The organism is Paenibacillus lignilyticus (genome assembly GCF_017942085.1).
Lineage (GTDB): Bacteria > Bacillota > Bacilli > Paenibacillales > Paenibacillaceae > Paenibacillus_Z > Paenibacillus_Z lignilyticus.
Map to the genome: position 1 here is coordinate 245593 of NZ_JAGKSP010000007.1, position 13852 is coordinate 259444.

At 53.1% G+C, this 13852-nt stretch carries 8 protein-coding genes; 7 read left to right on the forward strand and 1 reads right to left on the reverse strand.

Annotated elements, in window-relative coordinates:
- Positions 1-2 precede the first annotated feature (2 nt).
- The 7 genes from I8J30_RS18695 to I8J30_RS18725 all read left to right on the forward strand — a co-directional run bounded on the left by I8J30_RS18695 (position 3) and on the right by I8J30_RS18725 (position 11006).
- Positions 3-1409: a glycoside hydrolase family 32 protein gene (locus I8J30_RS18695; RefSeq protein ID WP_210660619.1), complete on the forward strand. Its 1407-nt coding sequence runs from the start codon at positions 3-5 to the stop codon at positions 1407-1409.
- Positions 1406-4270: a GH32 C-terminal domain-containing protein gene (locus tag I8J30_RS18700; protein WP_210660621.1), complete on the forward strand. Its 2865-nt coding sequence runs from the start codon at positions 1406-1408 to the stop codon at positions 4268-4270. Before I8J30_RS18695 ends, I8J30_RS18700 begins: the two co-directional genes overlap by 4 nt.
- Before the next feature lie 31 nt (positions 4271-4301).
- Entirely contained in the window at positions 4302-6092 is a 1791-nt protein-coding gene (locus I8J30_RS18705) for a sensor histidine kinase (RefSeq protein WP_210660623.1), read from the forward strand.
- A complete protein-coding gene (locus I8J30_RS18710) occupies positions 6089-7681 on the forward strand; it encodes a response regulator transcription factor (protein WP_210660625.1) in 1593 nt (530 codons plus the stop codon). The genes I8J30_RS18705 and I8J30_RS18710 overlap by 4 nt, the downstream gene beginning before the upstream one ends.
- 150 nt (positions 7682-7831) lie before the next feature.
- Positions 7832-9232 carry an ABC transporter substrate-binding protein gene (locus tag I8J30_RS18715; protein ID WP_210660627.1) on the forward strand — a complete coding sequence of 467 codons (1401 nt, stop codon included), beginning with the start codon at positions 7832-7834 and terminating at the stop codon, positions 9230-9232.
- Positions 9233-9320: 88 nt separating this feature from the next.
- Complete coding sequence (locus I8J30_RS18720) at positions 9321-10199, forward strand: carbohydrate ABC transporter permease (protein WP_210660629.1); 879 nt, start codon at positions 9321-9323, stop codon at positions 10197-10199.
- 15 nt (positions 10200-10214) lie between these two features.
- The gene (locus I8J30_RS18725; RefSeq protein ID WP_210660631.1) at positions 10215-11006 is read left to right on the forward strand and encodes a carbohydrate ABC transporter permease; all 792 of its coding nucleotides are present in this window, start codon (positions 10215-10217) and stop codon (positions 11004-11006) included.
- 279 nt (positions 11007-11285) lie between these two features.
- Here the strand turns inward: I8J30_RS18725 and I8J30_RS18730 are convergent, their stop codons facing one another.
- Entirely contained in the window at positions 11286-13682 is a 2397-nt protein-coding gene (locus I8J30_RS18730; RefSeq protein ID WP_210660633.1) for a family 43 glycosylhydrolase, read from the reverse strand.
- Between the last annotated feature and the right edge of the window lie 170 nt (positions 13683-13852).

A 13852-nucleotide genomic window follows, 5' to 3' on the forward strand; every position in this document is an offset into this window, starting at 1 on the left:
ACATGGACCGATACAGACCGAGATATCATTTTACCCCTCCGCATAACTGGATGAACGATCCGAACGGTCCTTTTCAATTAGGCGGCGAATACCATTTGTTCTACCAGCACAACCCTTCGGCTCCGGAATGGGGCACCATTCATTGGGGGCATGCCAAGAGCACGGACTTGGTGAACTGGACGCATTTGCCGTTCGCGCTTGCTCCATCCAATGGGCTTGGAGAATCGCATTGCTACTCGGGCTGCTCGGTCGTAAACGGCGACGAGGTGAAATTGTTCTATACGAGCATCGGCGAAGGCGAACGGAATGCGACGAGCGGCGCGCAGCAATGGACGGCTGGGGCTGTTGCGGGAGATTTGCTCTCTTGGCGCAAGCCGGGGGATGACAATCCCGCGTTGACCTCCGAATTGCATGGGGAAACGCGCATTACGGAGTGGAGAGACCCATACGTCTGGAAAGAGCAGGACGGCTGGCGAATGCTGCTTGGCGGCATAGAAGGCGAGAAAGGCTGCGGGATGATCTACCGTTCCGACGATTTGAAGAATTGGAGCTACAAGGGGATTTTCTATAAGGGCGAGGAATGGATTTGGGAATGTCCGCATCTGTTCCGTTTCGGCGAGGATAAGGCCGTCTTGTTTTACTCCCCGAGCGGACCGGTTCGTTATGTTTCCGGAACCTTTCATGAGGACAGGCTGACGGATGTGAAGAAGCACGGCACGGTCGATGGCGGCGGCTGGGAAGGATATTATGCCTCGACCGGGTTCGCGGACGAGAACGGCCGCCGCATTCTGCTCGGCTGGGCTCCGGAAGGAAGAGGAGAGAACTTCCCGGAGCGCTTGGATTGGGCCGGAACGCTGGCGCTGCCGCGAGTTGTCGATCTGAAGCCAAACGGCGCGCTTGCCATGACTCCGGTTCCGGAGCTGGAGAGTTTACGGGATGAATGCCGTCGGAGCTTCGCGAAGCTGAGCATCGGGCAAGAGTCCATCAATGCGTGCGTGCGTTCGACGTCTTTCGAATGTGTGGTCGATGTGGATAGACGGTCGTTGGAAGGCGGGCAATTAACCGTATCCGTGTTTGCATCCCCATGTGGCAGCGAGCGTACGGATGTGCGCCTTGATTTGGCGGCGAATACGGTTGTTATCGACCGGTTGCAATCGAGCTTGTTCCCGAACGTGAATAAGAAGCCCGTGGAAGCAACGCTGCCTCCGGCAGACGGAGCCGAGACGTTGAGACTGCGCATTTTCGCCGATCAATCGATCATCGAAGTATTCGCGGATGATGAAACTTGCCTGACGGCAAGGGTCTATCCTTCCTTGGCGGACAGCAGCGGCATTGAGCTTCGTTCGAGCGGCGCATTGGCCGACTGCCAAGTGGAGATCTGGGAGATGAAGGCGGCGGAGCTCAAATGACAACCGGGAACGCAGTGCAGGTTACGCAGCGGTATTTGAATATCCCGATTCACAACGACGCTCCGCTGAGCGCGATCTCCTTGATCCGGGACGGAGTCGAGATAAAGCGATTGGAATTGAAGCTTGCTTCGGATGAGGTTCAATCGTGGTTTACTTGGGATGCAGACGCATATAAAGGCTGTGACTTGGAAGCTAAATTGGGAAACGAAGTGCTCCGCGCGGAGCACTTCGTTTTTCAAAGCGGGCAGTCGGCGGAAGAACGGCACTTATATGGAGAGAAGTTTCGTCCCCGGTTCCATTTTACGGCGAGGAAGGGTTGGATCGGCGAACCGATCGACTTCTACTTTGAACAGGGCAGTTGGCATGTACGGTATGAACATCAATTATACGAGAATAGCGAATCCGTTCTTTCAGGTCATGCGATAAGCAAGGATCTGGTCCATTGGCATGAAGCGGATGCGGATTACGACACGCTGCAAACGGAAAGCAAGGATAGACAAACATTGTCGCCTCGCTTGATGGCATTGCCCGTGAATGGCGATACGACTCAAACGAAATGGCTGTATCTCCATGAGGATAATAGGTACTCGGTCGGCTCCTTGGTGGAAGAGCGTTTCGTAGCTGAGAGCGAACCCGGCGTGTTGCGATACGGAAACCAATCCAAGGGGCTCCTGTATACGACAGAGAATGGCCGCTGCATTCTAGTTGGTTTTAGCCGGGGATTCCGTTATCCGGAGATGCCGTTTAGTCAACAGATGCTTGCTCCCACCGAGTTGAAATTGCATCAGACAGAACAGGGGATTACGGTTCATGCCGAGCCGGTCGGAGAGCTGCAAAACCTGCGAATCTGGCAGCGAACATGGTCGGACATCACCCTGGATCATGAGGGGGCGAGCTTCGAAGAAAGCTTGCATTTTCGCATGGCCCCGGCCGATTGGCCGGATGTACGCATTTTACCGCCCGAGAATAAACCGGACGATATTACGGCCGATGCACTGGATGTTACGTTGGAACTCGAGCTGGGAAGGAATTCCACGATTGAAATTGGGCTATACGGGATCCGGATTTTATTAGATACTGGGATGAAAACATTGGCGTGCCAGGGCCACGTTGCTCCTCTAACGCAAGAGGAAGGGAAGATGAAGCTGCGATTGCTGCTGGATCGAACATCCATGGAGATCTTCGCCTGCGAAGGCGCTGTCGCGATGGCGGTTGCCGCGGAACCCAACTATTCGGAGCGAAATATTCAGCTATCCTGTCATAGCGGCGGCAGTGTAAAGGTAAATGCGTTGGCCGTGTATGGACTTCGGGGCATATGGCCGAGTCCGGAGGAAAGCCGTCTAATTCATGAGTCCGTTCAGGATAACACGATTGTCTATCAATCGGATAGCTATACGGTATATAGCAACCGGGTAGAGGACGCCGTCTATGGAGAACCGCCGGCTTACGTACCGGATCGCAATACCATTGTTTCGCCGACTCGCGCGATCGAGGAATTCGTCTGGCGCAAGAATTGGGCGAACGATATGAACCGAGTCATTGATCGCGGCAGCGTTTGGCATCCGAAACCGGAGATTTCCATGCTGCCCGCAATCTACACCGGACACGCGACCATTGATGCGGCTTACAATCTCGCAGCCGATATTTTCTACCGTTGCGGCTCTGCCGAGTTTGCCCGGAAGGGCGAGGAAGGCATGTGGACGGCGGGGCAATTTCAAGGCCCGGGAGAGGGCTTCGGCGTGTGGGTGCGCGATACCGCGCATATCGCCATGCGGTCGGGGAGCATCCTGGATCCGGAAGGCGCCAGACAATCGCTGCTCTTCACGACGAAGGGCGGATTGGACAATGGCGTAGACGGCATGGCGATGCCTATCGTCGGGATCTGGGATTATTATTTGGCCACAGGCGATTTGACGTTAATCAAAGAATCGTGGCATGGACTTAAAGAGCGGATTACCAAACTCGATGGATTGTTTGATTCGGAACGCGGTCTAATTCCTGCCGATCAAGCGACCTCCAATGATGCTTTCCCGGAACCGGAATGTGCCGGATTCAGCCTTGCGACGGAAATCTATTTCATGGAGGCCTTCCGCGCCATGTCGCGCATGGGGACGTATATGGGGGAGCCGGAGAGTCAAGTCGGCGCGTGGGCTGCCAGAGGAGAGCTTCTTCTTATCAACATTCAAAGCCAATATTGGAACGAGGAAGCGGGCTTCTATACGAGCGGTCCGGTCGGCAGCGAGAGCTATGAGCAAGGCTATTGGGAGTCTGCCGGACAAGAGATCGCCATGTGGCCAAGGTACGGCGTGGCCAGCCGGGAACAAAGGCGTTCCATGCTGAGTCGCCTGCCGGAAGTGGCCATGAATGAATTCGGCGTCAACGTATTCCCTTATCGCCCGGAAACGAACCATTTCTGCAATGCGGCTTGGGTAGTCTGGACAAGCGGCATGGCGGCTGCGGCGGGACGAGAAGGCAGATTGGATCTGCTTACGACGTTAATCGCGCAACAGGTGCGAAATAGCGTGATGAACAAGACCTTCTATGAAGTAATCGATTATCAAACGGGCAAGGCATGGCGCTGGCCCGGCCAGCTCTGGCATGCAGCCGGCTTTATCTCCTATTTTCTCCTAGGGGTCTTGGGCATGGAATACGACGAACAAGGCGTTGCTTTCGCGCCGGCCGTGCCCGAGATGCTGCGGGATCTGCGACTGGAGAATCTCCGCTATCGCAAAGCCGTGTTCGATATTGCCGTGCATGGCTGGGGGACGAAATTCGCGATGCATTGCGACGGGCAAGCCATTCAGCATATTCCCGCCGGCCTAACAGGCAAACATTATCTTGAATTTTGGGCGACTTCATAATCGCAGCTCACTCGCCGTTAAGGAGGACGGAATGAAGACTATCATGAACAATTTACTGTTACTATTTTCCGTTCGCCGTACGATTCAAGCCCAAATCTTCGTCTCGTTCCTGGTTCTGTCCATGCTTACTTTATCCGGCGTCACCTGGATCTGGTATGCGAGCACGGCAGAGACGATCAAACGCAATGCGATTCAGGATGCGCGCAGCAACATCGTCCAGTCGCACAACAACCTGGAGATCGTCCTCAAAGATTTCGTCAGCATCATTACGCTGGTATCGATCGACCGCACCAATGTGGTGGAGGTGCTGAATCGCAAGAAAGGGCTGACCCCTTATATCGATTTCCTGCTGCAGAAGAAGCTGGAGGATTTCGTCGGAAGCTTGTACTCCTATAAACCTTATATTTCAGCCGTTACGATCATCGGGTTCAACGGAGAGCAGTATAATTCGGGAAGTCCGTATCGTTTCAGTTCGTACGATCAGCAGCCTTGGTTCCGCGAGATCGTGAAGGCGAACGGAAAACCTGTCTTTCTGAGGATCGATCGCGACGACTATACGCCAAGCGACACGACGCTTAAGCCAATGCTGGTCATCGGACGAGCGATCAAGTCCAACGACAAGACGATCGGCGTCGTTCTCTTATACGCCCCATACGATATTATCCGTAAGGTGTACGATAACGGACCGCTATCCACGACAAGATTCATCGTTATGGATAATCACAATCAGACCATGTTCGAATCGCGCGCCGGAGATAAGCCTCCCGATTTCCAGGACGTTCTGGAGAAGGACGGGCAATTGTACGTCAAACAGAAATCCGCATTCTCGGGCTGGACTACGATCGGCGCCGTTTCGGTCGATTCCCTCATTAACGATACAGTTACGCTGCGCAATCGGATGTTTGGGGTCATCGGACTGACGCTTGTAGCCGTATTGCTCGTGTCCATCGTCATTTCGCGGCGGATTACGAACAATTTGCGTCGTCTGCGCGATCGGATGTTTAAGATCGACGAAGGCAATCTCAACTATGTGACCCCGCTGCAATCGAAGGATGAGGTCGGCCACTTGAGCCAAGCCTTCAGCAAGCAGATGGGGCAAATCCACAGTTTGCTGGAGGAGGTTAAGTGGCGGGAGCAGCAGAAGCGCAAGGCCGAGATTAAAGCGCTGCAAGCGCAGATCGACCCGCATTTTCTCTATAACACGCTTAACACCATCCAGTTCTTGGCGCAGCTTCAGCAAGTTCCGAACATTAAGGAAGTTACCACTTCTCTGATTGAACTGCTACGGGACATTACGAAGAATGACAGCGAATTTACGACCTTGCAGGATGAAATCACCAATCTGCAGAGATATGTGAATATCCAAAGCTACCGGCTGGTCCAACCGGTTAGCGTTCATTATGAAGTCGAAGATGAAGCGCAGCATTGCCTCATTCCGAGAATGCTTATCCAGCCGCTGTTAGAAAATGCACTCATTCATGGGATAGAGCCTACCAAACGCAAAGGGATCGTCAGCATTAAGGTACAAGCGGCGGAGAACCGGCTCACGATCGTTGTCACGGATAATGGGGCAGGCATACCGGAGGATAAATTGGCACGACTCGACCGCTTATTGCAGGAGCCGCTCCATCCGTCTCATCAAAGTGCCAGCGATGCTTCGAAGAACCGCTTCTCCGGTTTAGGCGTCATTAATGTGGCCCAGCGGGTCCGGCTGCTCTTCGGGAACGATTACAGTCTGAGGCTGTATAGCCAGCAAGGACTCTTCACGACGGTGGAAATGACGCTGCCTATACTGCTGAACAATAGGGAGGATGTCTCATGATTCAGGTGCTGCTGGTCGAAGATGAATTGATTGCTCGTACACATATCCGTTCGCTCGCGGTTTGGGAAGGACACGGTTATCAGTTATGCGGTGAAGCGACGAACGGGGAAGCCGCAATCCGAATGATCGATGAGCTTGAGCCGGATGTCATTCTCTCGGACGTTGCGATGCCGCTAATGGACGGCGTCGCCTTATCTCATTATCTGGTAGAGCAGAAGCTTGGCATTCCGATTATTATGCTAAGCAGTTATGACAGCTACGACTACGTGCGCATGACGCTTAACAACGGTGCGGTTGATTATCTGCTGAAGCATCGGCTGGATGAAGCTTCCTTGCTGAGCGTGCTGGAGAAGGCCAAGCATGAAAGGCTGCAAGAGCAGCGGCATATCGGCGGCGAGAGCCTGAAGTCTGCCGGCACGATCGATCTGCACGCGAAGCAAAATATCGTCAAAGAATTGGTGCAGGGACACGTGAACAGCGCGAAGCAAATGGAAGTCAATGTCCACTTGAACGAAGCGGGCTTCGGTACGCGAAACTTGGTCGTAGGCGCCATGTCGATCGTTCATTATCACATGATGGATTGGCGGCAGCAGGATAAGGATCGTAATATGTTCATCCGGTCGGTGCTTGAATTATGCCAAAGCCAGTCCGAAGGGATCGTTACCCATATCGGGGAGGATCAATTCGCCTTACTGTTCAGCTTCGAGCGCATACGCAGCGAATCGCAGATTGCTTCTCTGCTTCAAGAGGAGAAAGAGAAGCTAAGGGGCATGTTTTCCAAATTCATGAACATTCAGATGAAGATCGAGTTCAGCCGTTGCGGGCTTCGTTTGACAGAAGTCGCGGATGGTTACCGTCAGGCGCAGGACAAGCTGCATGCGATGAACGATACCGAATTCGGCGGCCGGGATCCTCATTCGCCGGCAGCCGGACTCAGCATTAAGATGGAGAAGCAGCTTCTTGGCGCGTTCGACCAGAAGGACGAGTTCGATATGGTCGCCTTAATCGATCGGATCTTCACGGAGCTTGCGGAACAGGGCGCTTCTCATGAATCGATACGATTAACACTCGTTGAGATGGTGCAGCTTGCGGCCAAAGTGGGACAGAAGCATGGCGTAGCTGCCCCGACGCTCGATCGGCTGACCGCGCCTATGCAGACAGGCTTGCGAGATGCCGCAGGACCCTTGGGACTGAAGGACAAAATCACCGCGATGTATAGCGAGCTCGTTGAGACGCTTCGCACCCGGGAGCAATCCGCCTACAGCGGATATGTGGGCAAGGCAGTGCGCTTCATTGATTCGCGATTCCGAGACAACATCTCGCTGCAGCTTACCGCGGAACATGTAGGCATTAACACCTCCTATTTAAGCCATCTGTTTAAGAAGGAGACCGGAATGTCGTTCGTGGAATTTTTAAATCGCAAACGGATTTTCCGCGCGCAGCAGCTGCTTGAGGAAGGCGTGTCGGTCAAAGCGATCTACGAGCAGGTAGGGTTCAACACCTACAATTATTTCTTCAAAGTGTTCAAAGATATTACCGGAACGACCCCGCTTGATTATGAGAAGAGGTCTGCTGAGCAGAGCGGCTAAGGCGCTCGGCAGACAATGGTTAGCGCTTTCAAAGAAATTGGAGTTTGATTCAAAAATATTGAAATTTTCAGCCGTGAAATGGGTGCTACAATCAATTTGTAAGGGTTTTCAACGACTGCAAATTGCACTCATAATCGGGGAGGTACACAGATGAAAAAGACAAAGGTTACCGCTACGCTGCTCTCGATGACAATGGTCGGCGCCATGCTTGCCGGATGCGCCAGCAACAATGAAGGTGCTGATTCCAACACAAACGGAAGCGCTAACGGCACGAACAATGCAGCCGGTACCAATAACGCGGGCGCTTCAAGCGAGCCGACGGAGAAAACGAAAATCTCGTTCTGGAAATGGATTCCGACGGAAGGCCAGATGCCGGAACTGGAAGCGGCATTCGAGAAAGAGAACCCGGATATCGACTTGGAAGTTACGCATGTCGGCGAGTCCGGCGCTTATTTCCAGAAGCTGTCCGCCGGCCTTGCAGGCGGCGAAGGTCCGGACGTTATCGCCATGCAAGTCGGTGCCAATGCCAATCAGTACAAAGAGTTCCTTGAGCCGCTGGCACCTTTCGCCGAGCAGGAATGGGGCTCCGATTGGAAGAGCAATTTCCTGGATGTGGCGCTGGAGCAAGCCGCATATTCCGGTGACGACTTCCGCGTATTGCCGGGCGGTATGACGGCAACTCCGGTCATCATGTATAACGCAACGATGTTCCAGAAGCACGGACTGCAAGTTCCGAAGACGCTGGATGAGCTGAACAATGTCATCAAGGTGCTCAAAGAGAAAGAGCCGGGCAACATTGCCGGAGTCGGTATCGGCGCGAAAGACGGCTGGACAGACCGTGACGTCTTCATGGGAATCGTGAACGAAATCGCGCCGGGTAAAGTCTATGAAGCGCAAGAAGGCAAGCTTGCTTGGACCGATCCGGGCATCGTTGAGGCGCTCAAAGTATGGGGCGACCTGTTCAAGAACGGCGTATTCTCCGAAGGATCGATGGGACAATCCCCGTATCCGAACGTTAACGATAATTTCACCAAAGGGAAGCTTGGCATGTTCTCCATCGGCACTTGGCACTTGAGCGGTTTGACGAAGGTTGCTCATGACCAAATGGTGAAGGACAAAGTCATTACGGAAGATACACACTGGGGGATGTTCCCGTTCCCTCCACTTTCGGGCGGCGAACAGAACATGGTAGCCACCGTTGACATCGCTTGGGGGATGAATGCCGAATCCAAGCACAAAGAAGCCGTATGGAAATTCATTAAGTTCATGGCCGCGGGAGAAGGTCAGAAGCTGTGGACGAACACGCTGCAAGTGCTTCCTTCCCAGAAAGGCGTAGAAGTAACAGCCGAAATGGCGGGAGATACGGAGAAGGAATCCCTGAAAACCGTTTCCGAGTTCATGTCCAGCCACATCAGCGGCGCACGCGAATTGAAATATCCTGAGCTTCAGAACGGCCTCTTCGATGCCCTGCAAGCAGTGGCGCTGGGCGGCAAGACGCCGGAGAAAGCGGCTGAAGACTTGGAAGCGATATCCAAAACCGTACAACGCTAATACAAACATGATGGAAAAAGGGGAGGATACCTCCTCTTTTTTCATAAATAGGTCAAGCGTGGGCAGCAGGAGGTAGGAGGAGGTTACCATGATTTCAAAGCGAAAATACGATTATGACGCGTACCTGTATTTGATCCCGGCCGTACTGTTCATCGGCGTATTTATTTATTACGGCGCCTATTTCAACGTGTATCACAGCTTCTTTAAATGGAATGGCATATCGAAGAATATGACGTTCATCGGCCTCGACAACTACGTCACGCTGATGAAAGATCCGAAATTCATGAAAGCGGTGACCAATACGCTTACGTACATGGTCGTCACCGTCATTGTGCAAGCGGTTATCGGTTTATTCGTCGCCGTTGTGAATGATTCTTTATTCTTCGGCAAGCGGCTGTTTAAATCTCTGTTCTTCCTGCCAAACATTATGAGCCTTGTCGTTGTCGCGCTCATCTTCACCGAGCTTTACAGCTACAACACGGGCGCGGTGAATCAAGCGCTTAGAGCCATTGGATTGGACAACCTTGTTCGGGATTGGACCGGCGATCCTAAATTAGCTTTGTACGCCGTTATGATTACGAACATTTTCACTTATATGGGCTTCAGTATGATTATCTATTTCACGGCGATTACCCAATTCAATCAGGAAGTTATCGAATCGGCCAAAATTGACGGTGCCGGCTTTATGCAATTGTTCACGCGGATGATCTTTCCGATGTTGAAGAGCACCCATTCCTTGCTGCTCATCCTGGGTATTATCGGTTCGCTCAAGACGTTCGACCTCGTCTGGCTCATTACCGGAGGAGGACCGGCTCGCTCCAGCGAAGTGGTATCGTCTTACCTGTACCGCAGCTACGTTCTCGAATATAAGGGCGGCTACAGCGCGGCGATCTCTAACCTGATCATGATCATAGCCCTTATACTGACTTGGGTTCAAAGCCAAATTCAGAAGAGATGGGATGTTTAAGAGGGGAGCTCTACGATGATATTCGATAGAAAAGATCTATTAGGCCGAACGGTTGTACAAATTGTCATTGTCATGATGGGCATTCTCTGGCTCTACCCGCTCGTTCGGATGGTGTTGAAGTCGTTCGAGGGCGGCTTCGTGAACAACTATTCGGCGGTGTTTCTGGATGCAGGCGTGTATCGCTATTTCTGGAACAGCATCGTCGTGGCGGCAATGGATATCGCGCTTACGATTACTTGCGTGACGCTTGCGGCTTACGCGTTCTCGCGTTTGCGCTTCCCGCTGCAAATTCCGCTGTTCCTGATCCTGATCATCGGGATGATGATTCCGGGAGCGGGGTTCATCATTCCCTGGTTTCTGACGATCAAGAAGCTGGGGCTGGTCGACAATCCGCTCAGCCTTGTCGGACCGCATGTCGCAGGGGGCATCCCTTTCGGCTTAATGCTGATTCGCTCCTTCTTCGATGGAATCCCGAAGGAAATCAACGAGGCGGCGACGATCGACGGAGCCAGCAAGCATACGATATTCCGGCGCATTTATTTGCCTCTTGGCATGCCGGCTATCGCGACCGTGACGATCTATACGTTCCTCGGTTCGTGGAACGATTATTTGCTGCCATTGATTTTCCTGCAGGATCCGGCCTCAATGACGGTAACGCTGCTTCCGCAGAAATTCGTCGTATTCGCAGGCTCAAATTATGGGAAGATTTCCGCCGCGTTGATGGCGATCAGTATCCCGATTTTCCTAGTCTACTTCTTCTGCCAGCGGTTCTTGGAGAAGGGGCTCACCGCCGGAAGCGTCAAGTAGGCTTACGTTCGCGTAGGCGCGCAGCCTAAGCTTACCGCGCAATAGGTAAGAGAGTCGCAAGAAGATCATCTTCTTACGGCTCTTTTTTGTCCGCGTCTCCGGGGGCGAGTGACTTTCTCGGGAAGCCGAAAGACCGCATCTGCCATTTGGCGGATACGCTCTCAGCTTGTCGAGAAATTGGCTAACCTTCCTCTCGATTGCCCGCATCTCCAGAGGCCTTGGAGCGACTTTCCCGGGCAGCAAAAGAAGGAGGCAAGTCGCCTCCTTCTGCTTAAGTTATTAGGTTCTGGATTCGGCGTAGAAGTTATCGAATGCTGCTGCAGGACCGGATACGCGAGCTCCGAGGCTGCCTGATGGGAATGAGGTGTCCGTTACGTCGATCTTCGGTGTCGCCATATCGTTCACATAAACGCGAATTCGTGTACCTTCGGCAACGACTTTCAGATGATAGGTCGTTCCCGTTGTGATCGTCATGCTAGTACCGGTAATGTAGGTCCAATTGTTATTGAATTTGCCCAGTATGACGGAACCGCCCGTATTAATCGCTGCGTAGTAGCCTTTTAAGCTGTCGGCACCTGTCGCCGGATCGGTTACGCGGAAGAGCAGGCCGGCATCGCCTCCTCCGGAAGTAATCCGTACATCGCCTTCGTACAAGACGTTGCTAAACGAAGAAGAGGAGAAGACCGATTTATAACCGCTGCCGGCGTTGACGGAGTACGCGCCGCCGCTAATTCCCCAGCCCCCTCCGTAAGTCGCCCAGCCGTCAGGATTATTGTCGCCGAAGCCGTCTGCGAACACAGGCGTTGCAACGAGATTGTCGAACGAAACGGCCGAGTTGAAGGTGCGCAGTCCGATTCCGCCCGACGAATAGGAGCTATCGGTGAAGGTAACGACCGGCGTATCCATATTGGTGACGTAAATCTTAATGCTTGTCCCGCTCGCAACCACTTTCATGTGGTAGGTTGTTCCCGGTGTAACGGTAAAGGAAGCGCTCGTTAAATACGTCCAGCTGTTGTTGAACTTGCCAAGCACGACCGTGTTGTTCGTATTCAGCGCCGCATAATAACCTTTAAGGGAGTCGCCGCCTACTGCCGGTTCGGATACCCGGAAGAGCAGGCCGGCATCGCCGCCGCTCGCGATCTTCACGTCGCCTTCATAGACGAAGTCCGACAAGCTGGTGCCATTGGCAACCGCTTTATAACCCGCACCTGAATTGACGCCGTATGCTCCGCTGTTTACGCTCCACGTGCCATCGTAAGTGGTCCAGCCATTGGCGTTGCCATCATTGAAATTATCGCCGTAAGCCGTGCCTACCCACTCCAGCTCGATGCTGTCGATCTCTGCGTAATGCTCTCCTTTTGTAAACTTGATGGTGTTCTGGTAGCCTTTCTTCAATTGCGTCTCGAATACGCTGTCGCCGTAAGTTTCCCAGCCGATGTTGCTATAACTGATAGGGAAAGCTGTGCTTCCGTTCACCGATACATGGTGCGTTGAAGCTGCGCCGGAGCCGTTCGTGTAGCGCACATGAATTTTGTAGTGGCCGGCTGCCGGGGCATTGATGTCCTTGAACAGCACGTAGCTGTCGCTGTAATCGATATATCCGACGACCGCTCCGTGGGAAGCGCCGGACTTATAGTTGATCGACGCATTGTTCAAAGCCGCGTGCTCTGCTTCAATTCGGAATTCGCCGGCCGGTACTGCAGTGGCTGAGGTTGGAGATGCCGGTACACCGAAATTTGGCGTGCCATTCGTGTTCCACATAAACTGCTGCACGCGCGTAGGACGCGGCCCGCAGCCTTGGCCTGTGCCTGTATTGGCGTGATACACGAGCCAATCCTGCGTGCCGTCTTTTGATTTCGTGAAGCTATTGTGGCCGGTTCCATACACGTTGTTGGCCGAAGAGGATTGAAACACGGGCCCGGATGACTTCGTCCAGGATGAAGTGCTTAACAAATTGGCTGTGTCGGCTGCCGTTAGCATGCCAAGCCGATAATCGTCCGACCAGCAAGGGAAGGTGGAATAAGAGATGAAGATTTTGCCGTTGCGTTTAATCACTTCCGGGCCTTCGGCCAGGTCGCTTTCCCAGCTCTGATCGCGCGTTGCGATTTTGGTCAGCGAGGTGGATAGCGTCCAAGGGTTGCTCATCGCGGCGATGTAGATGCTGGACCAATTGGAGTCATAGCCGGCATAGAGGAAGTAGAGCGTCCCGCCATTCTCGAATACGCTGCCATCCAAGCCTGCGCCGGAGCCGACGACCTTCCCTTTGCCGGTCCATGTACCTGTGAAGGGATCGGCCGAAGTGTTTTCCACTACATAGACGCCTCGGCAAGAATCGCCGCAGCCCGTATTTGCCGTGTAGTAGATGTACCATTTGCCTCCGATAAAGTGAATCTCGGGCGCCCAGACGTCGATCGTGCCGCTAGGCGGCGTCCATACCACCTTCTGCTCGCCGCTGTCGATACCGGTCATGGTCCGCGAACGCCAAATCGTCAAATTATCGCCGGTCGTACGGGTAAAATAATAGTAGCCGTCGTTGTCATGATAATACATCCAAGGATCTGCCCCGATATTGTTAACGGGATTGTTAAAATCCGTCGTGGGGGAGGCTGCAACGCCGGCAACGGCCAGCGACAAGGCCATCCATAAGGTAAATAGGAGAGTCATTGTTTTTCTCAAACCGAATCTTCCTCTCAAATGGGGTGGGTTCTTATCCACTAAATATTGAAAGCGGTTACATAAACTTCTGCAAAATCGAACGAAGAAAGGAAGCGGGAGGCCTTGCCTGCATCAACGCCGTGATTTCGCTATTGTTAGCGCTTGACAGTAACGATAATCATGAACGTTAA

Coding starts and splice junctions, on each gene's coding strand:
- I8J30_RS18700 (WP_210660621.1), top strand. CDS start 1,406: ATGACAACCGGGAACGCAGTGCAGGTTACGCAGCGGTATTTGAATATC.
- I8J30_RS18720 (WP_210660629.1), top strand. CDS start 9,321: ATGATTTCAAAGCGAAAATACGATTATGACGCGTACCTGTATTTGATC.
- I8J30_RS18715 (WP_210660627.1), top strand. CDS start 7,832: ATGAAAAAGACAAAGGTTACCGCTACGCTGCTCTCGATGACAATGGTC.
- I8J30_RS18695 (WP_210660619.1), top strand. CDS start 3: ATGGACCGATACAGACCGAGATATCATTTTACCCCTCCGCATAACTGG.
- I8J30_RS18725 (WP_210660631.1), top strand. CDS start 10,215: ATGATATTCGATAGAAAAGATCTATTAGGCCGAACGGTTGTACAAATT.
- I8J30_RS18705 (WP_210660623.1), top strand. CDS start 4,302: ATGAAGACTATCATGAACAATTTACTGTTACTATTTTCCGTTCGCCGT.
- I8J30_RS18710 (WP_210660625.1), top strand. CDS start 6,089: ATGATTCAGGTGCTGCTGGTCGAAGATGAATTGATTGCTCGTACACAT.